This is a genomic window from Paenibacillus rhizophilus (genome assembly GCF_003854965.1).
Classification (GTDB): Bacteria; Bacillota; Bacilli; order Paenibacillales; family Paenibacillaceae; genus Paenibacillus_AQ; species Paenibacillus_AQ rhizophilus.
In genome coordinates, this window is record NZ_RQPI01000001.1 from 1,071,655 (window position 1) to 1,098,093 (window position 26,439).

Below are 26,439 nucleotides of genomic sequence, written 5' to 3' on the forward strand. Positions count from 1 at the left end.
GGACACAGTCCCGGATTTCGGACATGAACGGCAGGAGGATAATCTACTCTATTCAGCCGCCGGCGCAGATAGAACGATAGAAAGATTCGTACTATACTTATGCAAGAGCCATATTCTATCATTCCAGAACAGTTTCGGAGGTATGCATCATGAAATATGACATTTTATATGAAGGCGCTTTTGCGATGCTGAAGGTGCAATTGAATCCCGGGGAAAGCGTAAAAGCGGAGATGGGCGCAATGGTTGCGATGTCGCCGAATGTCGAGCTCAGAGGCACCGTCGACGGCGGCTTGATGCGCGGGCTTGGCCGGATGCTGAGCGGCGAGAAATTCTTTTTTCAGGAGCTGACCGCGGTCCGTGGACAAAGCGAAGTGCTGCTCTCGCCGGGGGCGATCGGAGATATCCAGGCGATTGAGCTTGACGGGTCGTACAAGCTGTACGTGCAGAAAGACGGATTTCTGGCTGGCACCCAGGGCATTCAGGTCAATACGAAGATGCAAAATCTGGCTAGGGGCCTCTTCTCCGGCGAAGGCTTTTTCATTGTGGAGATCAGCGGGCGCGGCACGGTCTTCCTTTCTTCGTTCGGGGCGATTCATGCGATTAATCTGGAACCCGGCGAAGAGATGATTATCGACAACGGGCATCTCGTCGCCTGGCCGGATTACATGGACTACCGGATTGAAAAAGCCGCTTCCGGCTGGCTCTCCAGCCTGACCAGCGGCGAGGCAATCGTCTGCCGGTTCCGGGGAGAAGGCGTCATCCTCGTGCAGAGCCGCAACCCCGGCAGCTTCGGGAGCTGGATCCGCTCGTTCGTTCCGAACCGGAGCCAGTGATATAAGCGCAGCATTCGGGGATAATGAGCCACGCGAAACTTATAGACTCGATAAAAAAAGAGAGCGTCTCCGCCGTTCCGGCGGAACACTCCCTTGTTCTTATAGTAATAGCATCGAATTAAAGCATTTTCGGATTATACCTAATTACGATATCGCCATTACGATATCGCCTGGCCGTTCTTCTCCCGCTTGCAGCCGCTGCCCGTGCAAATCCGGTAAGTCCCTTTGAAATCGAGACGATGGTCGGTTACCGCAAATCCGTATTCCTTCTCCAGTTTGCTCTCCAGCTCCTCAAGCCAGTCGTCCTTGATTTCGGCCACCTTGCCGCAAGATTGGCAGATCAGATGATGGTGCATATGATCATGTCCTTCGCTGCGCAGGTCGTAACGGGAGACACCGTCGCCGAAGTTCATTTTCTCGACGATATGAAGTTCGCACAGCAGCTCCAGTGTACGGTATACCGTCGCCAAACCGAGCTGAGGATAGCTCCCCTTGACGAGCATATACACCTCTTCGACGCTCAAATGGTCCTTCTCGTTGTCGAGCAGAACCTTGACGATAGCTTCACGCTGCGAGGTTAGCTTGTAATTATGGGCGGCAAATTGCTGGGCGATTGTATCCATAGGATTCATGATCATTCCTCCCTCCCCGGTTGATAAAGACGCAATCGAATGTGGCTAAGCATGTCTTTATCAAGTTACACTGCCGGATGTTTAATCGTAAGATTTTCTACATAAGAATTATTATAATAAGCATACCAAATGCACCGCAAAAAGGAAAGAGGCAAGCCGCCGGAACGGCAGCAAAGGAGCGCATTTCAAATCAATAATCCCGTGAGTACTCCGGTTATAATGATCTTGATTTTAGACTTTAGCAGAAGAAAGGAATGCAGCCATGCATTACTATTTGCAAATTCAGAAAGCCGTGGATTATATCGAACGTCATTTGCAGCAGGAGATTGGCATTCAGGAAATCGCATCTTCAGCTTCCTTCTCCCCGTTTCATTTTCAGCGTCTTTTTCTCGCCATTTCGGGTTTTACCGTGCAAGAGTATATCCGCAAACGCAGACTTACCGAAGCGTCCAAACTTCTATTGGATTCAGATGAAGGCATTCTCCCGATCGCCGTGGCCTTTCAATATCATTCGCAGGAGGCTTTTACGCGCGCGTTTGAGAGCTATGCCGGGATGACGCCCGGGAAATTCCGTAAGGAAAATGCAGTATTCACCGGACAGTCTCCAATCAGCTTTGTGGATTATCAGACAAAGGAAATTGAAGAACTCGAGATGGGCAAACCGGCAATTGTGCAATTGAACCGCACACGGATCATTGGTTGTGAGTATATGACAAATCTAGATGAAGGCCGGCATTACCGGGACATCCCCGGCTTTTACGATGAATTCGGAAGAAACGGCCGCTATCAGCATATCCCGCACAGACTGGCGCCCGATATGGCCTACGGGGTTTCGTGCCGCTTTCAGGACGACGGTGGATTCTCTTTTATCGTTGGTGAAGAAGTCGGAGAATTCGCGGAGGTGCCGGACAGCCAATACGTCAAATTCGATCTGCCTGAAGGGAAATACGCTCAATTCAAAGCCTACGGTCCCGCGGAGCATATTCAGAAAAAACGGGATTTCATTTACGGCGTATGGCTGCCAGAGTCCAATTATGTTCGCCGGGAAGGGCCTGATTTTGAAGTAACGGATGTACGGAACTCCACCTTTCCGGAAGACATGAGAATCAAGATATTTATTCCGCTTATTTAAGCGATAGCCCATACGGGTGTATGCCTGAAGTCCATACCTTATAGCAGACAGCTATCTGTAAAGGAGGACTAACGGATGCTTAAGACAACCAATAAGAAAGACAGGGCCGTTACGGCAGACGTGCTGGTCAAAGTGGCGAGGGGCATGCTGCCGTTCTACCGGGCAATAGCCGGAAGCCGCAGCTATGCAAGTGCATGGACCCGTGCGGTCGTCGGCGCCAACCTTGAACTTATGGGCAAGCTGTTGAAGCTTGCGGCTCCTCTGGCGGCCAGGCAGGGATACGGCACGAACGCGATCGGGTATTTTGTAGACTTTGACTTTCCGCTTCCCGCCCTGGTGTATACGAACGGCACTACCATCCCGCCGGGATTAGTACAGTTTACGTTCAGTACGGAGGTTCACCGCCGGATTGCCCGCGCCGTGCTGCCGCTGTACCGCGAGCTGGCCATTAACCGGAATTTCGCCGCCGCTCTGGCCCGCGGCATCCGCCGGGATGACCACAAGGCGGTCGCGGCCATGGTACGCGGACTTGTTCACAGCCCCGGGCTGCGGTCAGTGAAGATTGAAGAGTCGGGGATCGCTTTGCTGTTCAAATACAGCGATTCCCCTTATCCTTACCGGAATCTTTTGTTCCGCGAATTGCATTAATAACCTTTCCGGGCTGCCTTCCCGCAACCTTTCCGGCCCGTCCCCCGTTTAGGGAATATGACGGCTTCCTATGCCGTACTCAGCAGGAGGTGCAGCAATATGATATCGACAAAGAAAGCGTTGGCAGCCTTTTCAATCAGCGCATTAATGATGCTGTCGGCAGGAGGCGCGGGCTTTGCCGCAGGCAGCGGATTCACCGATCTCGGTTCCGTCCAGGGCAAGGAGAAGATCGAAAGCCTGAAAGACCGCGGACTCGTGAAAGGAGTAAACGGATCGCAATTCATGCCCGGTTCCGTCTTGAGCGTTGCTCAGGGCGTCCAGCTTATATCGGGAGGCCTGCAGCTAAGTCTGGCAGCCATAGATTTCATCAAGGCTCCCGTGGCAAGCGATATTTTTACCAAGGTCGACGATGACGCATGGTATGCCGAAGCTTTTATTAATGCGCATTATAACGGTGTCGACGTCCCGGCGGATCTTGATCCCAAGGAACCGATGACCAAACAGCAGTTCACCGCCCTGCTCGTTCAAGGCCTCGAAAAAGCCGGCAATCTGCCGCTTATCAAACTTGCTCCTGTGGACATCGACGACGAGGATCAGATTGACCCTTCTCACCAAGGAGGCATTCAGCGGTCCCTTGTGTACAAGATCACCGCCCTGGACAAGGACGGAAAGTTCAATCCGGAGAGCAAGCTGACACGGGCCGAAGCGGCTGTGATGCTGTACAATGCGCTGGAGTATTTGAAGGCACACGGGAATAGATAAACCGTACGGAAATGGACGATAGAATCTGTTAAATATTTTGGCCTGTAGCATAGAGTTCCTGTTCGGAGGACCTAGGTTACGGGCCAAGTGTGTTTAATTACGGCCGTCAGAATCACTATCATTTTACATAAATTAGAAGACTATAAACATATCCGTATGCTAAAATATTGTAATATCTACAGGAAAAGGAGATCATAGCGTGTCGAAACCCGTATACGGTAAAAATGCTGTGCAGTCGAGAAATGTAGAAAAGATTTCAGGTCCGGTGTGGATGTTGGCCTCTGCTTTTGTTTTATTTTTGGGGTGGGCCCCGTTTCAAGTAGGATTATTTAATGGTTTGAATATGGACTACGAGAAGCCTCTGTATATATCCGCTTTGCTAAGCGGCTTGATGCTCCTGGTATGGATTGGCCTTGATATAACCAAGTTCAAATTGACCGAACAGCGGGATTTGGTGACTGTAATGGCGGCATTGCTTCCTGTCACTTATATCCTGTCGATGTTTGTCGCCGTTTCGCATTATATGGCAATGAATATGATGTTCATTCAGAGCATGTATGCTGCAATATTCATTGTTGCGTTATATCTGCTGAAGCAAAGGCAAATCAATGTTGTCGTTCAGAACGCCATTCTCGCCATCGCCTATTTCATCGTAGCCTTCGGGCTGCTGAATTGGCTGGGGAGCTGGAAATCCGCCGGCGCTCTGGTAGGCTGGTTCTCCGATACCGTGCGAGAGGGAAAATATTCGGGTGCGGTGATGACCGACTCCAACGGCTTGCGGCTTACCTCGATTTTCCAGTATGCAAATACATATGCTGCATTCCTGATGGCTTTTCTGTTTGTCGCCCTGTTCGCGCTCGTCCGCTCCCGGAAATGGTATGGCCGGCTGACGCATGGGTTCATGCTGGTTCCGATCATTGTATCTCTTCTGCTCACACTGTCGCGCGGCGGACTGGTCATGCTGCCCGTTGCATTCATCCTGCTGCTTCTGTTCCTGCAACCAGTGCAGCAAATCCTGTGGATCGTACACCTCGGAATTGCCGGAGCCGTCTCGATATTAATTACAACACCCGTGACCAATTTAGGCATCGAGCTGAATACCGCATACACATCATCCGCCGCCTCCAAGGGCTGGGGGTACTTGCTTGGTGGGTCTTTGATCGTTGCCGTGCTGGGCTGGGTCATCCAGCGTTTTGCGGAACCTTGGCTGCACAAGAAACTCGGGGGGCTGGAGGCGCGCAAGCGGAGCGGACTGTGGATTCCACTCGGCTCTGTAGTGCTGGTCGGCGTGATCGCTTTCCTGTTTATCGGAACAAGCGTGCGAAACCTGCTGCCTCCGAACATCGGGATACGTCTGGAGAACATTAACTTCAAACAGCACAGCGTGCTGGAGCGTATAACTTTTTATAAAGATGCATTAAAAGTGGTTAAGGATCATCCGATCCTCGGTGCCGGAGGAGGAGGCTGGGCTTCGCTGTATGAACACTATCAGAACAACCCTTATAGCAGCCGTCAGGTTCATAACTTCTTCCTGCAGTACCTGATTGAGGTCGGGATTCTCGGATTTATCGTGTTCATGAGTTTTATCTTTTATATTATCTATAAATATATTCGCGGGTATGCGAAGAGGGATAAGGACGATTTCAGCAACGGTTTCTTTTATCTGATTATCGCTTTATCGATTCTGATCCACAGCTTGCTGGACTTCAATATGAGCTATGCTTTCATGGGAATACTGGTCTTTATAGGTCTCGCCGGGACGGCGGCGGTCATGGACAGCAAGCCGCTGCGCCGGAACTGGAATACGGCGGGGCTGCGTCTTGGATATTTTGCTGTGCTGGGAATCGGCACCGCATTTCTGCTGTTCATCTTGATCGGCTATATCGGATCGAGCAATGCCGCTGTGAAAGCCAAGAATCTGACTGCGGTCAGCCAGTCCTATGAAGAGCTGAAGGCGCCGCTGGTGAAAGCTTTGGATAAGCGCCCGGGCCATCCGGAGGCGTCGCTGTATCTGTCCTCTATGGATCAGCAGGTGTTTAGCCAGACTCAAAACGGGCAGTACCTCGAAGAGTCCTTGCATGTGCTGACTCCCGCCCTCAAGAACGAGCCATACAACAAGCAATTACTGGTCCAGTTGGCAGCTTACTATGCCTTTAAAGGGCAAGGCGATCTTGATTTCGGGGTGTACCGTGACAACGCCGGCAAGTTCGTCTGGGATATTGAATGGGCGGATGCCTTGATCAGCCGTGCTATGTTGATGGGAGCCGAGGCCCATACTCAAAAAGACAGCGCCCGGGAGCAGGAGTATTTCAAGACAGGGCTGGAGGCATATAGGCATGTTTTGGCCGGTGTAGAGCACTTGAAGACACTCCCTCCGGAGCAAATGCAGGGACGTCCGTTCTCCGTCACTCCAACCATCGCGCTTAATGCAGGTAAAATGCAGTTTATGTCAGGAGAAAGCGACTCGGCCAAGGCTGCCTTGAAGCTTGGATTCAATGAAAATTATGCGGATCTAATAAATAGCGAAAACCTCTGGGAGATGGACTGGTACAGTGCTATAATCAGCCGTTCTTATGATCTGGGCCAGGCGGCATACGCACAAAAAGATGATATTAACAGGAAGGCAAACATGCAAGAGAGCTTCAAAATGGGGTTTGAGGCCTACAGTCAGGTTCTGGCGGATATGGAATATTTGAAGACTCTGTCTCCCGGAGAGCTGCAAGGACGGTCGCTTACTGTCCCTCCGGCTATAAGACTGAATGCGGGTAAAATACAATTTATGTCCGGACAACTGCAAACGGCGGCGGCTACGCTGCAGCTTGGCCTGAACGAAGATTATACCGATCCAACCAATCGTGAAACAGCCCGTTGGTACCTGGCTGCACTGAAGAAGAATAACAGCGCCCAGGATCAGTCCGTTTATGACCGGCTGGTTGCAGCCGATCCCGCGGAAGCGGCGAAGATTGATGAAATCGCGGCTTTGCAGCTTTAACTTGAAGACCGGCTAAGCGAGTTATACAATGCAAAGGACGCTCCGCAATCAGCGTGGGGGCGTTCTTTTTGGTGAAGGCTGAGCGCGTCACTTTCGATAATTCATTAAGGAAGTGTTAGAAATGTCTATCTATACAACCGCAGATTGCGAACAATGCTTTGGTTTGTGCTGTGCGGCTTTGCCTTATGCCAAATCAGCCGATTTTGCCTTTGATAAAGCCGGAGGCGTTCCTTGTTCAAACTTGCAGCCAGATTTCCGCTGCGGCATTCATTAAGACCTTAGAACAAAAGGCTTTCGAGACTGTGCCGTGTATGAATGCTTCGGTGCAGGTCAAAAGGTATCCCAAATCACCTATGCCGGAAACGATTGGCGGGATATTCCGGCGTTTGCAAAGGAAATGTTTGAGTTGTTCCCTATTATGCAGCAGTTTCATGAAATGCTTTACTACTTGTATGAGGCGCTGAGTTTTGAAGAGACTGAGCCTATTCACAAAGATTTACAGGCTGTTCTGGAGCAAACGGAGTATCTCACGAATCTTGATCCAAGCTCGATTTTGGAACTTAACGTCCCTGCCCATCGAGCGATTGTTAATGATCTGCTTCTGCAAACAAGTGAACGGGTGCGTGCAAAAGCTACACCGCGGCATAATCAAAATCCAAAAGCAAAAACCAAAGTACGGATAAGAAACGACTATATAGGCGCAAATTTAAAAGGAGCCGATCTTAGAGGGGCTAACTTAAGAGGCGCTCTGCTTATTGCAAGCGACCTGAGAGATGCTGACATGAGAGTAACTGATCTGATCGGCGCTGACTTTAGGGATGCCAACCTCAGCGGCGCCGATCTCACAGGAAGTATTTTTCTTACTCAAGCACAAGTGAATTCGGCTAAGGGCGACAGGAATACCAAGCTTCCGCCTTCTTTACGCATTCCTGATCACTGGATTGAAAAATGATAGCCCGAATTTATCGCGTAATGGAGGATCATCTCGGTTTTGAGTCAATCAGGCCCAAATGGTACATTGAGGGAACCGACTGGGATATGGTATAGTTAAAAACAGTCTAAACCGAATAAAAGACCGCAATTTCACTAGGGGCGTCATCCGACTGAGACGGAGCCGCGAGCTTCGGACCCTTGGAACCTGATCTGGATCATACCAGCGGAGGGAAGTGGAACCTGGAGCTTACTTAATCGAAGCCGCGCAGACCTTGCGCTTGTACGGTGGATATTTTGAAGGCCCGTCCATTTCTCTCCTGAAATGGACGGGTCTTTATTCATCTTAAGGAGGGCTGATCGATTATCGAAGAACTTTTATCTCTCCGCCGCCTTTCTTTTTCGTTTCCGCAGCAGAAGCCCGTATTTTCGGATCTGTCGTTAACGGTCCGCAAGGGCGAATTCGTCAGCATCGTCGGCGCCAGCGGCTGCGGCAAAAGCACGCTGTTCAAAGTGATAGCCGGACTCTTGGAACAGACGGCGGGAGAAATCGGGCTGCGCGGCTCCGGCAGCGGCTCCGGCGGAAACCGGCTCGGCCTTAAAGCCTACATGCCTCAGCAGGACCTCCTGCTGCCCTGGCGGACGGTGCTGGACAACTGCCTGCTGCCGCTGGAGATCAAAGGCCGGGCCGGTAAAGACAAAAAGTCTGTGGTGCAGGACATGCTGAAGCGTTTCGGGCTCGCCGGTTATGAGCTTGCTTATCCGCATGAGCTGTCCGGCGGGATGCGCCAGCGGGCCGCTTTTCTCCGGACGCTGATGAGCGGCGGCGAGCTCATGCTGCTCGATGAGCCGTTCGGCGCGCTCGACGCCATGACCAAGCGGGATATGCATCGCTGGCTGCTGGAGCTATGGGGGGATCTGGGGCGGACCGTTATGTTCATTACACATGATCTGGAGGAAGCTATTCTGCTGAGTGACCGCATCTTTCTAATGCCGTCCGGCAGCGGCGGCTCCCTTCAGGAGATGAACGTGGAGCTGCCGAGACCCCGGCGTCTGGAAATGAATTACGAGCCCGGCTTTGTCTCTTTGCGGGCCGAACTGGAGCGGAGGCTGTATGAAACGCGCACCGTTTAAGGAAGAAATTCGCCGCTACGGCGCCTTTCTTCTCCTGCTGCTGTTGATTCTCGTCGTGTGGGAAGCGGCTGTGCGCTCGGGACTCGTTCCGTCCTTTATCCTTCCCGCACCCTCCTCGATCTGGACCGCGCTCGTCCTAAACGCAGGGCTGCTGCTGGGCACTCATCTGCCCGCCACTCTGGAAGAAGTGGCAATCGGATGCCTGCTGTCGGTGGCGGGCGGCATCCTGCTCGGAATCGGCATGCATCTGTCCCGGACGCTGGAAAAGGCGCTCTACCCTTTTATTATCATCAGCCAGACGATTCCGCTGATCGCGCTCTCCCCCATTTTTATCATGTGGTTCGGCTATTCCCTGTGGAGCAAGGTCGCCGTCGTCTTCCTGACCGCGTTCTTCCCGGTCGTCGTGGGTGTCTACGACGGTCTCAGCAAAAGCGGCGGCGCCTACAAAGAGCTGCTGCTGACCATGGGTGCGAACCGTCGGCAGCTGCTATTCAAGATCGGAGTTCCGCTGGCGCTTCCTTCCTTTTTCTCGGGACTGAAACTATCGGTGGTGTACTGCGTGATCGGCGCGACCATCGGCGAATGGCTCGGAGGCACGCGCGGACTTGGTTATTACAGCCGCCGGATGGCGGGAAGCCTGCACAGCGCCGAAATGTTCGCCGCCATTGTTCTGCTCTCAGCTCTCGGTATCGCACTATTCCTGGCTGTCCGTCTGCTGGAGCATCATATTCTTAAGAAAAGAGGTTCTTATTAATGAAATCTTTTACCCGTATTAAAGCTTTAATACTTATGCCTGCTATCTCGCTTCTTCTGCTAACGGCCGCTTGCGGAGCCTCTTCGCCAACCGGCGATTCCGCGTCTTCCGCCTCACCCTCACAAGCCCCCATTTCATCGGGCAGCCCGCTTGCACCTGCACATAAGCTGACTCTTATGCTTGATTGGTATCCGAACGCCGTGCATTCCTTTTTGTATGCCGCTCAGGAACAAGGTTATTTCGCCAAGCAGGGACTCGATGTGGAAATTCAAATGCCGGCGGACACGAATGATGCGCTGAAGCTCGTCGCGGCAGGCAAGGTGGATCTTGCGTTGAACTACCAGCCTCAGGTGCTGATGGCCCGGGGCGAGAAGATTCCCGTAAAGGCACTGGCTTCCATTGTCCGTCATCCGCTGACCCACCTGATGGTGCCTGCGGACAGTTCCGTACATACGCCCAAGGATTTAGCTGGTAAAAATGTGGGGTATTCTTCCATCCCGCTGTACGAGGCGATGGTCAAGACGATGGTCAAGGCCGACGGCGGAGATCCGGATAAGGTTAATTTCGTGGATGTGGGCTACGACTTGATCCCGGCCATTTCCACTGGGCAGACCGACGCCATTATGGGCGCGTTCATCAACCATGAGCAGCTTATTTTGCAAAAAGAAGGCCACCCCGTCACCTCCATCGACCCGGCGAAATACGGTGTGCCCGACTATTCCGAGCTAGTGCTTGTTGCCAGCGACGAGGGAATCAGTCAGCATAAAGACGATTACAGCAAGTTTCTGGCGGCGATGCGGGAAGGCCAGGCGTATGTAAAAGACCATCCTGACGAAGCGCTGTCTATCCTGCTGGCGCATGAGGAAGGGACCGCTCCTCTGGACAAGGAAATTGAGACGCAGAGCCTGAAAGTGCTGCTGCCGCTGATGGACGCGGGCGATAAGCCCTTCGGGTATCAGGACCCGGAATCTTGGGACAAAGTGCTGAAGTGGCTTGGAGACAACGGACTGCTGCCTGCGGGTATCGCGGCCGGGGACGCTTTTGTGAATTTATAGGTTCATACTAATTTAGGGGGGGAACTCAAATGTCTTTCATAACCAAACTTCGGGAAAACAATCCGCTCATCCACAACATCACCAACATCGTCGTCACCAACTTTACCGCCAACGGTCTGCTCGCTCTGGGAGCTTCGCCGTTTATGGCGGATTCGCATGAAGAAGTGGCGGATGTAGCTGCGATGTCCGGCGCCGTCCTGATCAACATCGGCACGCTTAACGAGCAAGCCATCAAGGCCATGCTGCTCGCCGGACAGTCGGCCAACAAGCACGGTGTACCGGTCGTTCTCGATCCGGTGGGAGCCGGCGCGACTGCGTACCGGACGGAAGTCACACATCGTCTCGTTTCGGAAATGAAGATTACCGCGCTGCGGGGAAATGTCGCCGAGGTTGCCAACGTCATCGGAGAGAAATGGTCCATTAAAGGCGTGGACGCCGGAGCAGGTGACGGCGATCATGCCGCCGTGGCCATTAAAGCGGCGAAAAAGCTCGGATGCATCGTCATTGTTACCGGAAAAGAGGACATTATCACCGATGGAGAGAAAACGTATATCGCCGCCAATGGCCACCCCATTTTGACCAAAGTGACCGGAACCGGCTGCCTGCTCAGCTCCGTCGTTGCCGCTTTCCTGGCGGTTGCGGGGGACTCCCCGCTGGAAGCGGCGGCAGAAGCCCTCTCCTTCTACGGCGTCGCCGCGGAGATCGCAGCGGAGAAGACGGCTTCGCACGGTCCGGGCAGCTTCCAGATTGAATTCCTGAACCAGCTGGCGCTTCTTACGCCGGAGGAATACGGCAAGCTGTCGAGAATCCGCGAAGCGTAAACAGAACTTTTCAGCAAGGGGGACGAAAAAGATGAACGTATACAAAGCGTTAACGATCGCCGGCTCCGACAGCGGCGGGGGCGCGGGAATCCAGGCCGACCTCAAGACGTTCCAGGAACTGGGCGTCTACGGCATGTCCGCGCTTACCGCGGTGACGGCGCAGAATACGCTCGGGGTTCAGGGCGTGTACCCGCTCGAACCCGAGGCCGTGGCGCGGCAGCTCGATTCCGTCGGCGAGGATCTGGCCCCGGATGCGGTCAAAACCGGCATGCTGTTCAGTGGAGAGATCATAAGAACTGTAGCGGATAAGATCAGGCAGTACGGATGGAGCAATCTCGTTATCGATCCGGTTATGGTAGCCAAAGGCGGGTCATCGCTGCTGCTGCGGGAAGCGGTTCAATCCCTGATTCAGCACCTGCTCCCTCTTGCCCTGGTAACCACTCCGAATATTCCGGAAGCGGAAATTTTGGCCGGCATGAGCATTGCAAGCCTCGAAGACTGCGAGGAAGCTGCCAAAAGGATCGCGCAGATGGGTTCGCGCTACGTCGTCATTAAAGGCGGTCATGGAAGCGGAACTTCCGTCGTCACGGATGTGCTGTATGACGGCCGGGAGTTTGTGTACATGGAAAGTCCGAGAATCGATACCCGGCATACGCACGGAACGGGCTGTACCTATTCGGCCGCTTTGACAGCGGAACTGGCAAAGGGGCATTCGGCGGCGGAAGCCGTCCGGACCGCCAAAGCGTTTATCCGGGCGGCTATCGAAGACGGCCTCGGCATCGGGGGCGGACACGGGCCGACCAACCATTTTGCGTACGGCCGCAGGCTGCGCACGGAAGGAAGTGACCGGCGATGAGCGAACGGAATCCCCAATTCGGCTCCCCTTGGACCGGTGCGGATGAATCTTTGGCGGACAGCGGCGGCAGACTGGACAGCGAACACGTACGCAGCCTGCTTCGGGTGTATTTCATTATGGGGAGCGTCAACTGCCGCCGTCCCGCTGCCGAGGTACTTGCGGAGGCGATTGCCGGAGGAGTAACGATCTTTCAATTCCGCGAAAAAGGCCCCGGAGCGCTAAAGGGCGAAGCCAAGCTGAACCTCGCCCGGGAGCTTCAGGGGATCTGCCATTCCCACGGCGTTCCCTTTATCGTCAACGACGATATCGACCTGGCGATTGCGATTGACGCGGACGGTGTGCATGTCGGCCAGGACGACGAGCCGGCGCGGGTGCTTCGTAAGCAGCTGGGCAGCCGCAAAATCATCGGCGTCTCCGCACACACGCCGGAGGAAGTCCGGCAGGCCATCGCCGACGGCGCCGACTATCTTGGCATCGGCCCCGTGTACCCGACATCGTCCAAAGACGATGCCCGGCCGGTGCAAGGCACGGTCCTGATCGAAAATCTGCGCAGAGAAGGTATCGCCATCCCTCTAGTTGGCATCGGCGGCATAACAGTGAACAACGCTAGCCCTGTTCTGGCCGCGGGTGCGGACGGCATTTCGGTCATTTCCGCGATCGCCTCCGCCTCAAGCCCCCGTTCGGCGGCGGCGGAGCTGGCCAGCTTTTTCGGTGTAGAGGGCTAGCTGCTAATGAATAGGAATGCCCTATAGGATGTTGGACTTAAATTTTCTGTATTCCTCACAAGAGTCTCTCATTGACCGATAAAATAAATAGATTCGATCAAGGAGGGAACATAACAAATGAAAAAAAGCTGGATGATCCTCTTATCCTGTATGCTGGCGTCAAGCCTTATGGCCGGTTCGGCGCTGGCAAAACCCGATCACTCCAACGCGGGCGGGCAAAGCCAGAAAAATGCCGCCTCGGACAAAGGCCAACCTGACAAGGCCGCGGCGAAGTCCGAAAGTAAAGAGAGCAAGACGAAGTCGGTTACGGAGGCCACGTATCAGGAAACCGCAACAACAAGTACATATAAAGGCCACAACGGTTACAAAGGTCTGCTTAAAGCCATCGAAAATGTGGAAGGCAAGCCGGCCGGAGCCGTTCTTGCCGAACTGCTGTTGACGAATTACTCCACTGAGCTGACCCCTGAAATGAAAGCCAGGCTCGAAGCCATCCAGGACCAGGATGCGGCACTGACTGCTGTCGCCGAAATGCTGGAACAACGCGGCAGCGTAACCGATGCGGTTTATATCGAACAGGAAGCCATCAAGGCGAATATCAAAAACCTCGACTCCTACAAAAAGCTGGGCAAACTGTATGATAAATTAGGACAAAAAGGCATCCGGCTGTACGTCAACGGGGAACAGTCTGACGCCGGATCGGCTCCTGTTCTTCTGGGCGGCACAACGCATGTTCCTTTCCGGGCCATTGCCGAAGAACTGGGCGCCAAGGTCACCTGGAACAAACAAAAGCAGTCCGTGACCATTACCCGCGGTGGAATCGCCGTTAAGCTTGTCATCGGTAGTAAGTCCGCTTACGTTAACGGCAAAAAAGTTTCTCTACAGACGGCACCCGCCGTTGTGAACGGCACCACGGTTGTCCCTGTCCGCTTTGTAAGCGAATCGCTTAAGGCAACAGTCAAATGGGAAGCGGAAAGCCGCTCCGTCATCATTTACGAGGAATAGCAAAATCAAAGCACCGGCAGTTGAATGAAAAGGGAGATTCCGCTAAAGGAACCTCCCTTTCTTTTGCCATCTGTCCGTTCAAGAAAGGGACCGCCTTGCTCTTGCCTGCTGGCGGTATTAAAATAACCAAATACGTTTAATTAAAGATAGATTCCATAATCAACGGGGGAGGTCCGGCATGATCGACAAAAACATTACCGAAGGAGTTATCCGCACGCGGACGAAGCTGCGCAAGCAGACGCTGATCTCCATTTTTAACGAGTTTGACGGCGAAATTATGAAGCTTGGCGAAGACAAAAGAGCCGAGAAATACAGCAAGATGCTGCTGAGCCCGTTTTCCTTTTTCCGGGGCAGCGCGTATCTGTTCTATTTTGACGCCACCCGCCAGTATTTCCCCTACCATTCCTCGCCGGAGCGCCCAACCTGGATTCAGGGAGATTTGCATTTCGAGAACTTCGGTGCCTTCCGCAACGAGGACGGAAATCTGGTCTATGATGTCAATGATTTTGACGAAGGCTATGTGGGGTCCTACCTCTACGACCTCCTGCGGATGTCCGTCAGCATTGTGCTTGTCTGCCGGGAACTCGGCTACACCCTTGAGAATCAATGGGACTGCGTTGAGGCCTATGTGTTGGCGTATTACAGACAGATTCAAGCCTTTTGTAATGAAAAGGATGATCCCGGCAAATTCATTATCGATGAGGATTCGGCGAAAGGCCCCGTTAAAAAACTGCTTCGGAAACTGGAGAAGCGCAAAGCGGCGCATTTTTTGGAGAAGGTAACCGCCTTGATGCAGAATGACCGGATATTCCTCGAAACCTCGGAGCTGAAAGCGCCCGGCAGGGCCGAACAGGAAAAGCTGGAGCAGTCGTGGCCGTTCTATTTGGATACGTTAAATTCCCGGAGAACTGCTCCTGAACATTACAATATCAAGGACATCGCTGTAAAAGAAGGTTCCGGAACCGCGTCGATCGGACTGGATCGCTATTATATTTTGATCGAGGGTGGAGAAAAAAAGGATGCGGACGACACGGTGCTGGAAGCCAAAGAGGTGCGCGTGCCGATCCCCGCTTACTTCATGCCTTACTCGGAATCCTTTTGGCATTATTTCGGTCATCAGGGAAAACGCGTAACGGCAACACAGCAGGCCATGCACCATAAAGCCGATCCCTATCTCGGTTTTTTCACAATGGAAGAAAGGCATTTCTACGTACGGGAACGTTCGCCTTACAAGAAAAGATTGAAGCTTGAGGATATCGAATCGTTCGAGGATATGGAACGCACACTCGTTATCATGGCCCGGCTCACGGCAAAAATGCACGCCAGAGCGGACGCCGATGTGAACCGCGGGGTTCTTCCCTATCACAGCGAGAACGAAATCGCCCAAGCGATGGGACCGGACCCGGGCCTACCCGCCCGGCATATCTCGCATTGGGCCGCCGCCTATGCCGACCAGGTGGAGACTGATTTCAAGCTGTTCAAGGAGTGGGCGGAAGCGGGCCGATCTCAATAACAGCGGCGGGAAGGTTACAAAAAAAAAAGGACAGCTCCGCTTCCCGCACCCGGTTGGCGTTCTGTCCTCACAGCAAATTGTTGAAACAACTTTGTTAATTCTCTCTTTTGAGCATCTTGCTGTTGGCAATATACAGTGTAATCACAAGCAGCAGGATAGCTCCGGAGTAGATCAACGTGTCCGACGGACTTTCATGATCGATAATAATCAGCCGGATCATCGCCGTTATGCCGATGTAAATAAAATATCGGAGCGGGAAATGATAATGCGCTTCAAAATACTTGATAATCAGGGCAATGAACTCGAAATACAAAAAATAAATCAGCAAAGCTTCCAGCAGGTCCAGTTTGGTCAGATGGCCGCCATCGTTGATAAAACCGAAAATATAAACAGTCTCCTTGCCGAGAAGTATGACAAGAATGACCGCCAGCACGACGAGCGCGGCATTGAGAGTCCATTGCAGAATGAACGGAATAGACGTGAAATTATTTTTTGTCTTCAAAAGATCACCTCCCGCCTGAAAGTAATCCCAAGTATAAAGGTGATTTCGTTTTCAAGGCAAGTTTTCAGTGATTTTCATTCCGGCAGGCAAACTGGAGCAGTGCACTTGAACTGGCGCTGCGGACATTTCGCGGGTATACTGGTTTTACTTTTGTTTTGCCATTATTGCGAAAAGGAGAACTTTATTCATGCCGATAAACCGACCTTTGGTCACCGACCACGACTTTCAGGAGGCGATGGAACGACAGCTTCCTGTTCGCGTGTTCCAGAATGATCACTTGATCAACTCGGGAGCGACGGTGGTAAGGTTCACCGATACGGATGTGATTATCCAGTCAAGGGTCAGCGATCTGACCTATTACTCGCGGCGGGACTGCGAATTCTTTGAAGTTAGGTAGACAATGAAATGTAGACATTGCAAAAAACCGGCAATTCGCCATAACGGCGAATCCCCGGCCGGTCATCTCAAGAGTTTACAGATTATTTTTTTAAGTCCATACCGCCGGAGCTCATCTTTTCATTCAGGATATCCTGAAAGCTCTGGCTTTTCTCGTGGACGGTTTCCCGCTTAACATCGACAGACGGCTGAGGTCTGAAATATTGCTGATTGAATGCCATAAGGTTATGTACGGATAAGGTCATTTAAGTCGGCCTCCTTTTCATAATCGCTCCTTATTTGCAAGTTAACGAATGATTAATTTTTACTTACCCCATACTTTCCAGCCCTAAACAGTTTTTATGAGTATCAGAGAAAAATAGTTGCGTAGTCCCAAAACTCTATTTTAGAGCCGGTCCCGCGAGTCCTAGAACATCTTCCCTGGCGGTTAGGCGATTACTTTTGGCCCATTGAGACAAAGGAAATTTCATAGCTCTTGCTATCCCAATTAACCAAAAATCCCAGGCTTTCTGCCAGTTTTCCCGCCGGAACAAGCTGCGTATAGCTGACTTTAAAAGAGCCGGCGGCCGGCGGCGCGACACTTCGTCCGTGTCCCGTCAGTGCAACAGATCCGTCATTTTCGATCTTGACCGTGAACCCAAGCCCTTCGGCGACGGTACGAAGCGGAACGTACACTTTTCCGTTTCTGTAAAGCGGCGGCTGTGCCGGATTCAGCAGCTTGCCTCCTACCCGGAGTGAAACCGGCTTGAGTAAAGGCGAAGCCGTAAAAGGACGCGATTCGTTCACGCCGATCCCGAGCTGCCCGAATATATTCGTTCCCCAGGCCATCGCCGTCCCATCCGCAAGCACAGCGTACTTGCTGTTCTCTCCCGCCGCAAAGGAGACCGGCCAGACGACTCCCTTCATTTGACGCGGTTTGGTAAAGGTCAGCTTGCCGCTCTGGTAATTACGATGCCAAAGCCAAAGCGTTCCGTCCTTCCTGACCGCCGCTAAACCTCCGAAATCCAGGGTCAGGCTTGAAATACCGCTTAAGACCGTTACTTTCTGAAGCGACTTCAGATTCGTACCCGCTTCCCAAAGCAGATACTCGCCTTTTGTATTCTTCAATAGGTTAAAGCCGTAGCCATTCTGGATGGATACGATGCTGGACAAGCCCGGCACCTGCTCCAAGCGGTTCACGGCTGCATCCGCCGCGCTTAACGGCGCCCAGACCTTTCCGCCTCTGGTCAATACCATCAAGCCCCCGTCTCCGGTTTCGACCGTTTGCACTTTCTCCGGTCCCGGAATCTTGACGGGTTGTCCGCCGGCTGCCGCCCTCTCCTTCGTGATCAGCCAAAGCGTTCCGTCGTTTTTTACCGTCAGCCCATTTTCACCGTCCATGTAAATGGCCTTAACCCCGGACAAGCCGGATACCGGTATGGCGGACGGGAGTAGTGAAGCGGTGCCCGCCGATACGGACGGGGTAGCACCGGTCGAATTCACCGACGCGGATAGGGTATCGCCGGTCGAATTCACTGATTCGGACAGGGTAGCACCGGTCGAATTCACCGTTTCGGACAGGGCACCACCGGTCGAATTCACCGATGCGGACAGGGTGCCACCGGTCGAATTCACCGATTCGGACAGGGTGCCACCGGTCGAATTCACCGATTCGGACAGGGTGCCACCGGTCGAACCCGCCGAGGGTCCGCTGTCGTCCGATGATACATCCGGAGCCAGCCAAGCCATCACCTTACCGTCTTTTCGCAGCGCCAGCGCCATACTGCCTCCTGCGGCAATATCCGTAATGCCGGTTAACCCGTCTATCGTTTCCGGCAGCGGAATCACCCATTGATCGCCGGATGGGGCAGCCTCACTTCTTCCGCCGGTTCGAAGGAAAGCACCCCAGACCTTCACCTTACCGTCAAGACCGAGCGCCATATAATAATTGCCTCCGGGGACAAGCCGCTTTGTTCCCTCAAGTCCTGCGATTCTGTGCGGCGCATTGCTCCAATTCGCAGGCCCGGCTGTTCCGTTCGCAAATTGGCCGAAATAATTGCTTCCCCACGACCAGACAGTGCCGTCTTTGCCGAGAGCAAAGGCGCTGCCGCCCCAGAAGCCCGGCGCTGCCACAATTTCCTTAATCCCTGACAGCGTTGCGGAGGCGTACACCGAAGACTGCGCCGCCTTCGCGCGAACCGGCAATACAGTAAATACTAAGGTAGAGGCAAGCAGCAGACCTGACAGATGCTTCATTCGGTACCATGCAGACATCTGTTCACTTCCCTTCTTCATGCCATTACAAAGCGGAAATGCTTTAATCTGTAGACGCGTCGAAGCAGAAAAAAGTTTTCCGTTTCGGCCCAAAACCGTTCTTTCGTCCCATCAGGAGCCGACAAATGAACTATCCCCAATTACAGATTCCATTTTCTGCCGCTACAAAAGGATGATATAATGCATGTGGATTGTTACGCTTGCGGGTATACCGGCAACACTATTTTTTGGAGGGGAATCATGGTTAAATTTATCGTTTTTATGCTGCTGTGGAGGCTGGTGGGGAATCCGTTTCTCGCGGTGATCATTCTGCTTGCGGTTGTGTATTTCCTTGACCGCCGCTATGTGGGCGTGTTCCCGAGCATCGCAAGGCCTTTTCGCAGAGCAAGACAAAGCTCCAGACTTCGCACTCAAATCTCGCTTAACCCCAATGACGTTTCTTCCAAGTTCGAGCTGGCCCGTCTATTGGCAGAGCGCAAGAAATACAGGGAAGCGCAGGAGCTTCTGCTGCAAATCGGAGACCGCTATGAGCAGTCCGCCGAATACTGGGTCGATCTGGGATATGCAAATATTAAGCTGGGACAGCTCGAGGAAGGAGAAAGCCAAATGCTGCGCGGATTGGAGATTAACCGAAGAGTGCAGTACGGTCAGCCCTATCTCCGTCTTGCGGAGGCTTTCCGCCACAATGACCGCGACAAGGCGCTGCATTATTTGCAAGAGTTCCATGAAATACAGTCTTCTTCCAGCGAGGCGTATTATTTGCTTGGCTCCATGTACAAGGCACTGGGCCAAGAGGCCGAAGCAAAACGGTCTTTCAACGAATCCGTCGCCGTTTACCGTTCGCTGCCAAGGTATAAGAAGCGGCAGGAACGCGGCTGGGCGCTGCGCAGCTTTTTTGCGAAAATGCGATAGATCCGAAGCCTTTTCACCGCCAAAAGAACCTCTGCTTCTTCTCACAAAGGAGATAGCGGAGGTTCTATTTCTTTCATCGGCCATACTGCTATGATATTAACTTGCGGAGCCAGCCAGCCGCACGCGGGAAGGCTTCCTCCAGCATCCTGCGGAACTGCTCCAGCGAGAATCCCCCGGGGATCGGCTGCGCTTAAGGTATACTTTCCGATTACGCTGCCGCCGATGGCGATTTTGCCGACGGCTAGGCCTCCCAGCGCTATCTTCCCGACTGCTACTCCGCCGACAGCAAGGAGGACCAAAAGCCAGCCCGAAGGCTGGCTGATTTCTGCTGCTCAGTGGCGGCGTAATAGCAGAATCTAAACTCGCGTCGATGTTACATCTGGAGCTTGCGGTCCGCTGCTTCCTCCTGCTCCTTCATCTTGAACGGCCACCAGTTCGCTCTGCCGAACATTCTTACCATGACAGGGACGAAGAACGGTAGGAACAGGAACGCATACAGCGCAAGACCCGACAGCACCACGGTCGCGATCTGCATCATGGACAGCACGCCTGAAGGATACATCGAAGCGAACGTGCCTCCAAGAATAATGACCGCCGATAAAATGACGGTGCCCATGTTCCGCATCGCATGCAGGATGGCATCCTTGACGTCCCAGCTTGAATTCTCGTTAAAGCGCGCCATCAGGAAGATGCTGTAATCGACGCCAAGGGCAATCAGCATGACGAAGCTGAAGAACGGGGTCGTCCATGTAATACCGGAATATCCCAGCATATTAACGAATACCGCTTCCGTTACGCCCATGGCTGTAAAGTAGGTCAGGACAAGCGACAGAATGAGATATACTGGCATAATGACGGATCGGAGCAAAAAGACCAGTATGATGAAAATGCCGCCAAGCATCAGCATAACGGTCCGCGAATAGTCCGCATTGGAAATGGTCTGCAGGTCGTTGTAAGTGCTTGTTACTCCGCTTAAAGCCACTTCCGCATTTTCCAGTTTCGTGCCTTTTACGGCCCGTTCTACCGCCGCCTGGATATCGCCCACCTTGTCAATCGCCTCGGTGCTGTAAGGATTATCGGCGAAGACGACGTCGATTGTCATCACTTTGCGGTCATCCGACAAATAATTGTCGAAGACCTGCTGAATGTCATCCGATTCCAGCGCTTCCGCCGGAATGAAGAAACCGCTTAGTTCATTCTCTCCAGCCGCTTGAACCTGGTTCAGGTAATCCTGCGCTGAGCCGAGGCCGCCGGTAATCTGCTTCAGACCGTCCGCGCTGTCACTAAGTCCCTTCGTCAGATCGCCGATTTGCCCGTTCAGCTCGCCGAAGCCATCCGCAAGCTGCTGCTGTCCACCTTGCAGCTGGTCCAGTCCGCCCGTAATGGATGGAATCTTGCCGACGATTTGACTCTGCCCGCCGGCAGCCTGATTGAGTCCGGACTGGAGCTGCGCGATGCCGGATACCAGCTTTTGCAGCCCTAGTGCCAGCGCATCCTGTCCGGCAGCAGCCTTGGCATAGCCTGCGTTTGCTTCGTCCAGCCCCGCTGCGGCGCCTTTCAGCTGCCCGGAGATTTGTCCGAGCCCGGCTGCAAGCTTCGCGGTTCCTTCACCGGTCTGGGTGACCGTCCCCTTGATGGTCTGGTAGTCCGCATCCTGCAGCAGTTCAGGATGGCTTCCCTCCAGACCGGTAAAGCTCGAACCCAGCCCGGTCAGCGCCGCCGCCACACCGGACAGCTGCTGCTGAATCTGGCCGATGCCGCCATCCAGCGCAGTCAAGCCTCCGCCGATCTGCTTGTACCCGGCCAGCAGCTTCTTATGGACGTCGACCAGCTGCTGAGCGCTCGCCGCGGCCTGCTGAAGGCCGCTCTTGATCTCGCCCGCTCCCGCCGATCCGCTCACGATGCCTTTCTGGATGCGGGTCAGACCGTCTCCCAGAGCGGCAACGCCCGATTTCAGATCGGCCGTACCACTTACGAGCTGTTCTGCGCCAGAGGCGGCCTCCGTCAGCTTCGGCTCATTCTGCTTGAGCTGGTTGCTGGCATCCGCCAAACCGCTCTGGATTTTGTTCAAGCCCTCGCTGCTCTTGTCCAACCCTTCCGACAATGTTGCGACCTGCGTCGGAATCAGAAAATCGTTAATCTGCTCACCGGTTGGCCGGGTCATGCTGCGGACCGTTTTTACACCGTCGACTTGTTCAACCTCGCGGCTGATTTTTTCAGCGAGTCCCATATATTCCGCATTGTCCATGCGGTCGTCGTTCTTGATAACAAGCTTGCCCGGCATCGATTCGCCCGGACCGAAGCTGTCCGCGATAATATTGAAGCCTTTGACCGATGCGTAGCGGCCTCCGATCTCTTCCATGCTGTTGAATGACAGCTTGCCGCTGTATGTAAGCAGAAAAGGAAGCACGACAGCCGCGACGATCAGTAGCGCCGCCCAAGGTCTTTTTAAGGAGAAGGAACCTGCCGCTCCCCAAATCCGGCTCTCGCTGTGCTCCAGACTGCCTCGCGACGGCCAGAAGAGTTTCTTGCCCAGCACCGCCATAAAGAAAGGCACGACAGTAACCAGCGCGAGCAGCATCACCGCGACTCCTACTGCGACCGCAACGGCCGAACGGTACAGAATGAACTTGGACAGGCCGATGACGACGAAGCCGACAAATACAGCCAGACCGGAAAAGAAAACGGTCCCGCCCGCTTTTCGATACGTCTCGATAATGGCAGATTTGGTATCCTCCGAGGCCGCCAGTTCTTCTTTAAACCGGCTGATCAGCAGAATGCAGTAGTCCGTCCCGATACCGAACATAACGGCCACCATGAAGATCTGCGTGAATGTGGAGAGCGGAAAATCGAATCGGTCCACAAGAAACGCCACGATCGACTGTGAAACGATATAGCTGAGCCCCACAGTCAGCAGCGGCACGAACGGCGCCACGACTGAACGGAACACAACCAGCAGGATCAGAAGGATAAAGACAACGGTGATGTACTCCGATTTTTTGAGGCCCGCTTCCGAACTAAGGATCGTATCCTCGTTAATCAGCCCTTCGCTCGTTAGGTAATGATCTGCATTCACATCTTTCAGCAGGGCATCCACCTTATCCGGCAACGCTTTGACGGCATCATCCCCGCCCTTGACCGACAGTGCGACTAGGATGGTCTTGCCGTCCTTGGCAATCAGGGTATCCTTTAACGCCTCCTGCGAAAAAGGGTCCGTAATGCTGTCCAGTCCAAGCTTCTCCTTATTAGCGGCGAGCTTCTCCACTCCCTGGCGGATGCTCTCCGTCTCCTTCTCGCCTAGACCCTGCGGCCTGTTGAACACCAGCGCTGCCTGATGAAGTGTTTCTCCGCCCTTGGCGTCGGACACCTCTCTGAGAATCTCGGAAGCATTGGAGGATGTGTAGCCCTCTGGAACGGAAATTTGTCCTTTCTCCCGTACCAGATCGGAGAACGAAGGAGCGGTCATGACCAGAAGGACGGCCGCCGCGAGCCATAACGCGATAATGACCCATCTTGCTTTTAAAATGCTTCTCATTCGTTGCTACCTCCCGCTTCTTGCATCAACTGCGCCAATTTCTCAAACATGGTGATGAACAGCTCGATATTGTCCTTATCGAAGTTCATTAGGTAGGGCGAGATGACCTCCAGCACTTTATGTTCCGCCGTTTCATATATGCCGCGTCCGTAATCGCTGATCGTCAGATAAACCTGCCGCCTGTCGCTCTCGTCCCGGGTGCGCTCGATGATTCCCGCTTCCGCCAGCCGGTTGATGATTGCGGTAATGGAACTTTTGCCGACGGAAAAGGCTTCCGCCAGGTAAGTCGAGGTGCAGCGGGGCTGCCCGTCGATCAGCCTGAGAATCTGGAACTGGTCGCTTGTCAGTCCCTCGTCAATACTTTCCCTAATCCGGGCGTTGATCCGCCGGGTGACAATTTGATAAGCGTCGATATAGCGATTGATCCACTCTCTGGCTTCGTCGTTCATATCAGTCTCCTCCTTTCTTAAATAGTTCATGAATAGAATAGTTTTATTGTAAAACTATATTTCGGTCAGCCGGAAAAGTCAAGTGCTGTCCTATCGACAACAAAAAAAGGACTACCCGCCAGCCATCGTCGATGACATGCGGGAAGTCCCCGTGACTACTATGGATGCACTACAGTCTATCCCAAATAACTTATTCTTCATCCTCCGAATCTTCCACTTCGTATACGCAGCGAAGCAGTTCAATACCGGATGGATTCTCTCCCAGCGAATACACCATAAAGCCCAGACTGCGGTAAAAATGTGCCGCCACCTCTTCCTCAGTTTCCGCGATGACATACCGGGGCTGGCGGTCGGCCAGCAGCTCCAGAATCATGCCGCGGGCGTAGCCTTTTCCGCGATTTTCCGGAAGCACGGCGATATGGCGGATGTCGATCGAACCGTCCTCGGTCTCTTCAAAGCCGATCAGGCCGACCAGCAGCTCCTCTTCCTCCCAGCCGTAAAGCTTAAGGGGAGCTTCCTCCTTATATTCCGCGCGGACTCTTTCAAGTTCGCCGGGATCGGAGATAACCGCATAAGACAGCAATTCCTCAACATCGTGAGAATCGATTTTGGATTTAATATCAGTAAGCATTGTATCACAATCTCCTTATTCTCGTTATGCCGTACAGCCGCAGCAGCCCGAAGCCGGTCCACACTCCCAGCAGGTTGAGCAGAATGTCGTCGACATCAAAGCTCCCGACTCGCAGCACCATTTGCAGGATCTCAAGCGCCGCAATGCACGGGATAAACAGGACCGCCAGTCGAATCGGCGACAGCAGGCGGCCGGTTGCCAAAGGCACCAACATGCCGAAAGGAACAAAGACGGCCACGTTGCCCAGCAAGTTGACCAGCCTCGCGGCCAAAGACGGCCCGCCGCCCGCCGAAAGATAATACCACACCGTTCGAAGCGGAACAAGATTATATCTCATCGGGAGGTCATGCCGGACGGTCCGTCCGAAGCCGAGAAACATCCAATAGAGCAGACAGCCCGAATATGCTAAGAGACAAAAGATTGCCGCTCTCCTTATCCAAATCTTGCGGCGAGCGTCCCGTGTCAAGCTTTCGCTTTACTATGGATCACTTCAAGGCTGCCGTCGCTTTTTCCCACGATCGCCATATCCGCTATCCCAATAAACAGTCCGTGTTCAACAACACCCGGAATGGAATGGAGAGCCAGCGCCAACTTGGGCGCAGATTCAATGATTTCAAACCGGCAGTCCGCTATGTAATTTCCGTTGTCGCTTTTATATAAGTCTCCCCCGGCGCGCCGAAGCTCCGGAACGCAGCCGAGTTTGGCCAGATCCGCCAATGTCCATTCCCAGGCAAACGGGACGATTTCCACAGGCAGCGGAAATTTGCCGAGCGTCCGGACCGCCTTGCTCTCATCGGCGATTACGATCATCCGGTCGCTGCCTTTTGCGACAATCTTCTCACGCAGAAGGGCTCCGCCTCCGCCTTTGATGAGCTGAAGCTCTCCGTCCAGCTCGTCCGCTCCGTCGATCGTCAGGTCAAGACGGTCGATCTCCCCGAAAGATACGAGCGGAATTCCAAGCTCTCTCGCCTGCTGTTCTGAAGCTCTTGAGGTCGCGACTGCCGTAATGTTCAGGCCTTCGGCGACCCGCTCTCCCAGCTTGCGGATGGCCCAGTAGGCCGTGGACCCCGTCCCGAGACCGACCTTCATTCCTTCTTTTACATAATCAACCGCCGCTTCCGCTGCCAACTGCTTCGCGTTCATTTGGTTACACCCCTATTTGCCGTTATAATAGTCTAGTATTCAGTATTTCCCAATTTCATTTCTTTCAGGAGGACTTTCGGATGAGAACCGAAAATCAGATCAAATCCAAAATCAACGAGATGACTCTCCAGCGCAGGTCTTTGGAAACGCGCCTCGCCCCATTACCGGAAGACGATCCGGGCCGCCCGGCTCTTGCGTCGCAGCTTGCCCGGTTGGACGACATGATCATCATACTGGAATGGGTGCTGAACGAGCCGGTCGGCAAATATCACGCCTGACGGCCATCATCAGTCCAGGCTTTTGCCATAGCAGAGACATTGCGGATTATCCGTATAAATGCCGAAACGTTCAATCGGCCGGTAGCCATGCTTCATATAGAGCGCTATCGCTTCCGGCTGCTCTCCGCCCGTCTCCAGCCTCATCTCGCGGAATCCGCGCCCGCGCGCCTGGTCTTCCAGGTACTTCAGCATGCCTGAAGCAATACCCATCTTGCGGCTCCCTCGGTCCACGAAGAACCGCTTCAGTTCAGCCGTTGGCTGCTCGGCGCCGTTCTCCGTTAAGGGACGGATTCCTCCGCAGCCGAGCGCATCCCCCCGGTGACGGGCGATTACAAAGATGATCTTGCGCACGTCGGGATGATCGAAATCGACTCCGTAAATCCGCTCCTGCGGATACCGTTCCAGAAGCTCTTCATCAAGCTTGGCGATCAGGCGCCGCAGGTCGGAATTCCCGGAATCCACAACCACATATTCCACATTGGAATTGCTCACTTTCCTATTCCTTTCCTCAAGGGGTCTTGATCGTAATTCGCTAACGGATTTGCCCATAT

Annotated in this window: 27 protein-coding genes, 1 pseudogene and 1 riboswitch; of the genes and pseudogenes, 17 read left to right on the forward strand and 11 right to left on the reverse strand. The window is 53.5% G+C overall.

Translation table 11 applies throughout. The features are described 5' to 3' along the window. Positions 1 to 149: 149 nt before the first annotated feature. Positions 150 to 833, forward strand: coding sequence for a TIGR00266 family protein (locus tag EH198_RS05000; protein ID WP_124694398.1), 684 nt, complete (start codon positions 150 to 152; stop codon positions 831 to 833). Between the two features lie 158 nt (positions 834 to 991). On the opposite strand, the gene EH198_RS05005 is transcribed toward EH198_RS05000, so the two are convergent. Continuing rightward, complete coding sequence (locus EH198_RS05005) at positions 992 to 1,465, reverse strand: Fur family transcriptional regulator (protein ID WP_124694399.1); 474 nt, start codon at positions 1,463 to 1,465, stop codon at positions 992 to 994. A 262-nt stretch (positions 1,466 to 1,727) separates the two neighbouring features. Here EH198_RS05005 and EH198_RS05010 point away from each other — a divergent pair, with 262 nt between their 5' ends. The 13 genes and pseudogenes from EH198_RS05010 (at position 1,728) to EH198_RS05070 (ending at position 15,789) form a co-directional block, all read left to right on the forward strand. Continuing rightward, a complete protein-coding gene (locus EH198_RS05010; protein WP_124694400.1) occupies positions 1,728 to 2,597 on the forward strand; it encodes an AraC family transcriptional regulator in 870 nt (289 codons plus the stop codon). Positions 2,598 to 2,672: 75 nt separating this feature from the next. Then, a complete protein-coding gene (locus tag EH198_RS05015) occupies positions 2,673 to 3,245 on the forward strand; it encodes a hypothetical protein (RefSeq protein WP_124694401.1) in 573 nt (190 codons plus the stop codon). Positions 3,246 to 3,344: 99 nt separating this feature from the next. After that, positions 3,345 to 4,007 carry an S-layer homology domain-containing protein gene (locus EH198_RS05020; protein WP_124694402.1) on the forward strand — a complete coding sequence of 221 codons (663 nt, stop codon included), beginning with the start codon at positions 3,345 to 3,347 and terminating at the stop codon, positions 4,005 to 4,007. A 199-nt stretch (positions 4,008 to 4,206) separates the two neighbouring features. Beyond that, a complete protein-coding gene (locus EH198_RS05025) occupies positions 4,207 to 6,999 on the forward strand; it encodes an O-antigen ligase family protein (protein WP_124694403.1) in 2,793 nt (930 codons plus the stop codon). Between the two features lie 121 nt (positions 7,000 to 7,120). Beyond that, positions 7,121 to 7,951: pseudogene (locus tag EH198_RS05030) on the forward strand (pentapeptide repeat-containing protein). A gap of 126 nt (positions 7,952 to 8,077) precedes the next feature. Continuing rightward, a riboswitch (TPP riboswitch) is annotated at positions 8,078 to 8,181 on the forward strand. A 183-nt stretch (positions 8,182 to 8,364) separates the two neighbouring features. Beyond that, a complete protein-coding gene (locus tag EH198_RS05035) occupies positions 8,365 to 9,063 on the forward strand; it encodes an ABC transporter ATP-binding protein (RefSeq protein ID WP_342772024.1) in 699 nt (232 codons plus the stop codon). After that, positions 9,044 to 9,817, forward strand: coding sequence for an ABC transporter permease (locus EH198_RS05040; RefSeq protein WP_124694405.1), 774 nt, complete (start codon positions 9,044 to 9,046; stop codon positions 9,815 to 9,817). The genes EH198_RS05035 and EH198_RS05040 overlap by 20 nt, the downstream gene beginning before the upstream one ends. Further along, positions 9,817 to 10,872, forward strand: a complete 1,056-nt coding sequence (locus EH198_RS05045) for an ABC transporter substrate-binding protein (RefSeq protein ID WP_185702749.1) — start codon at positions 9,817 to 9,819, stop codon at positions 10,870 to 10,872. Before EH198_RS05040 ends, EH198_RS05045 begins: the two co-directional genes overlap by 1 nt. Before the next feature lie 29 nt (positions 10,873 to 10,901). After that, on the forward strand, positions 10,902 to 11,693 hold the full coding sequence (gene thiM, locus EH198_RS05050) for a hydroxyethylthiazole kinase (RefSeq protein WP_124694406.1): 792 nt from the start codon (positions 10,902 to 10,904) through the stop codon (positions 11,691 to 11,693). A gap of 31 nt (positions 11,694 to 11,724) precedes the next feature. Beyond that, positions 11,725 to 12,549: a bifunctional hydroxymethylpyrimidine kinase/phosphomethylpyrimidine kinase gene (gene thiD / locus EH198_RS05055; protein ID WP_124694407.1), complete on the forward strand. Its 825-nt coding sequence runs from the start codon at positions 11,725 to 11,727 to the stop codon at positions 12,547 to 12,549. 71 nt (positions 12,550 to 12,620) lie between these two features. After that, the gene (gene thiE, locus EH198_RS05060) at positions 12,621 to 13,274 is read left to right on the forward strand and encodes a thiamine phosphate synthase (RefSeq protein ID WP_281277993.1); all 654 of its coding nucleotides are present in this window, start codon (positions 12,621 to 12,623) and stop codon (positions 13,272 to 13,274) included. Between the two features lie 117 nt (positions 13,275 to 13,391). After that, positions 13,392 to 14,276, forward strand: coding sequence for a copper amine oxidase N-terminal domain-containing protein (locus EH198_RS05065; protein WP_124694409.1), 885 nt, complete (start codon positions 13,392 to 13,394; stop codon positions 14,274 to 14,276). Between the two features lie 178 nt (positions 14,277 to 14,454). Beyond that, complete coding sequence (locus EH198_RS05070) at positions 14,455 to 15,789, forward strand: DUF2252 domain-containing protein (RefSeq protein WP_124694410.1); 1,335 nt, start codon at positions 14,455 to 14,457, stop codon at positions 15,787 to 15,789. A 94-nt stretch (positions 15,790 to 15,883) separates the two neighbouring features. Here the strand turns inward: EH198_RS05070 and psiE are convergent, their stop codons facing one another. Next, positions 15,884 to 16,291 carry a phosphate-starvation-inducible protein PsiE gene (gene psiE / locus EH198_RS05075; RefSeq protein ID WP_124694411.1) on the reverse strand — a complete coding sequence of 136 codons (408 nt, stop codon included), beginning with the start codon at positions 16,289 to 16,291 and terminating at the stop codon, positions 15,884 to 15,886. A 187-nt stretch (positions 16,292 to 16,478) separates the two neighbouring features. Between psiE and EH198_RS05080 the strand changes: the two genes are divergently transcribed. Further along, positions 16,479 to 16,688 (forward strand): hypothetical protein, encoded by a 210-nt coding sequence (locus tag EH198_RS05080; protein ID WP_124694412.1) that lies wholly within the window; start codon positions 16,479 to 16,481, stop codon positions 16,686 to 16,688. Between the two features lie 82 nt (positions 16,689 to 16,770). Here EH198_RS05080 and EH198_RS24490 read toward each other — a convergent pair whose 3' ends face one another. Both EH198_RS24490 and EH198_RS05085 read right to left on the reverse strand, forming a co-directional pair. Then, on the reverse strand, positions 16,771 to 16,932 hold the full coding sequence (locus EH198_RS24490; RefSeq protein WP_185702750.1) for a hypothetical protein: 162 nt from the start codon (positions 16,930 to 16,932) through the stop codon (positions 16,771 to 16,773). Between the two features lie 190 nt (positions 16,933 to 17,122). Further along, positions 17,123 to 18,940: a stalk domain-containing protein gene (locus EH198_RS05085; protein ID WP_185702751.1), complete on the reverse strand. Its 1,818-nt coding sequence runs from the start codon at positions 18,938 to 18,940 to the stop codon at positions 17,123 to 17,125. Positions 18,941 to 19,180: 240 nt separating this feature from the next. On the opposite strand from EH198_RS05085, the gene EH198_RS05090 reads away from it, so the two are divergent. Further along, the gene (locus tag EH198_RS05090) at positions 19,181 to 19,852 is read left to right on the forward strand and encodes a tetratricopeptide repeat protein (RefSeq protein ID WP_124694414.1); all 672 of its coding nucleotides are present in this window, start codon (positions 19,181 to 19,183) and stop codon (positions 19,850 to 19,852) included. 41 nt (positions 19,853 to 19,893) lie between these two features. Here EH198_RS05090 and EH198_RS05095 read toward each other — a convergent pair whose 3' ends face one another. From EH198_RS05095 to rpiA, 6 genes are all read right to left on the reverse strand, one after another. Then, the gene (locus EH198_RS05095; protein WP_124694415.1) at positions 19,894 to 20,151 is read right to left on the reverse strand and encodes a hypothetical protein; all 258 of its coding nucleotides are present in this window, start codon (positions 20,149 to 20,151) and stop codon (positions 19,894 to 19,896) included. Between the two features lie 74 nt (positions 20,152 to 20,225). Then, complete coding sequence (locus EH198_RS05100; RefSeq protein ID WP_124694416.1) at positions 20,226 to 23,387, reverse strand: MMPL family transporter; 3,162 nt, start codon at positions 23,385 to 23,387, stop codon at positions 20,226 to 20,228. After that, on the reverse strand, positions 23,384 to 23,836 hold the full coding sequence (locus EH198_RS05105) for a MarR family winged helix-turn-helix transcriptional regulator (protein ID WP_124694417.1): 453 nt from the start codon (positions 23,834 to 23,836) through the stop codon (positions 23,384 to 23,386). Before EH198_RS05105 ends, EH198_RS05100 begins: the two co-directional genes overlap by 4 nt. A 190-nt stretch (positions 23,837 to 24,026) precedes the next feature. Continuing rightward, a complete protein-coding gene (locus tag EH198_RS05110; RefSeq protein ID WP_124694418.1) occupies positions 24,027 to 24,467 on the reverse strand; it encodes a GNAT family N-acetyltransferase in 441 nt (146 codons plus the stop codon). A 4-nt stretch (positions 24,468 to 24,471) separates the two neighbouring features. After that, entirely contained in the window at positions 24,472 to 24,933 is a 462-nt protein-coding gene (locus EH198_RS05115; RefSeq protein WP_148091484.1) for a VanZ family protein, read from the reverse strand. Continuing rightward, positions 24,930 to 25,610: a ribose-5-phosphate isomerase RpiA gene (gene rpiA / locus EH198_RS05120; RefSeq protein WP_124694420.1), complete on the reverse strand. Its 681-nt coding sequence runs from the start codon at positions 25,608 to 25,610 to the stop codon at positions 24,930 to 24,932. The genes EH198_RS05115 and rpiA overlap by 4 nt, the downstream gene beginning before the upstream one ends. A gap of 80 nt (positions 25,611 to 25,690) precedes the next feature. Between rpiA and EH198_RS05125 the strand changes: the two genes are divergently transcribed. Continuing rightward, positions 25,691 to 25,888 (forward strand): hypothetical protein, encoded by a 198-nt coding sequence (locus EH198_RS05125; RefSeq protein ID WP_124694421.1) that lies wholly within the window; start codon positions 25,691 to 25,693, stop codon positions 25,886 to 25,888. Between the two features lie 9 nt (positions 25,889 to 25,897). Here EH198_RS05125 and EH198_RS24845 read toward each other — a convergent pair whose 3' ends face one another. Then, positions 25,898 to 26,437 carry a GNAT family N-acetyltransferase gene (locus tag EH198_RS24845; protein WP_221621485.1) on the reverse strand — a complete coding sequence of 180 codons (540 nt, stop codon included), beginning with the start codon at positions 26,435 to 26,437 and terminating at the stop codon, positions 25,898 to 25,900. Positions 26,438 to 26,439 lie beyond the last annotated feature (2 nt).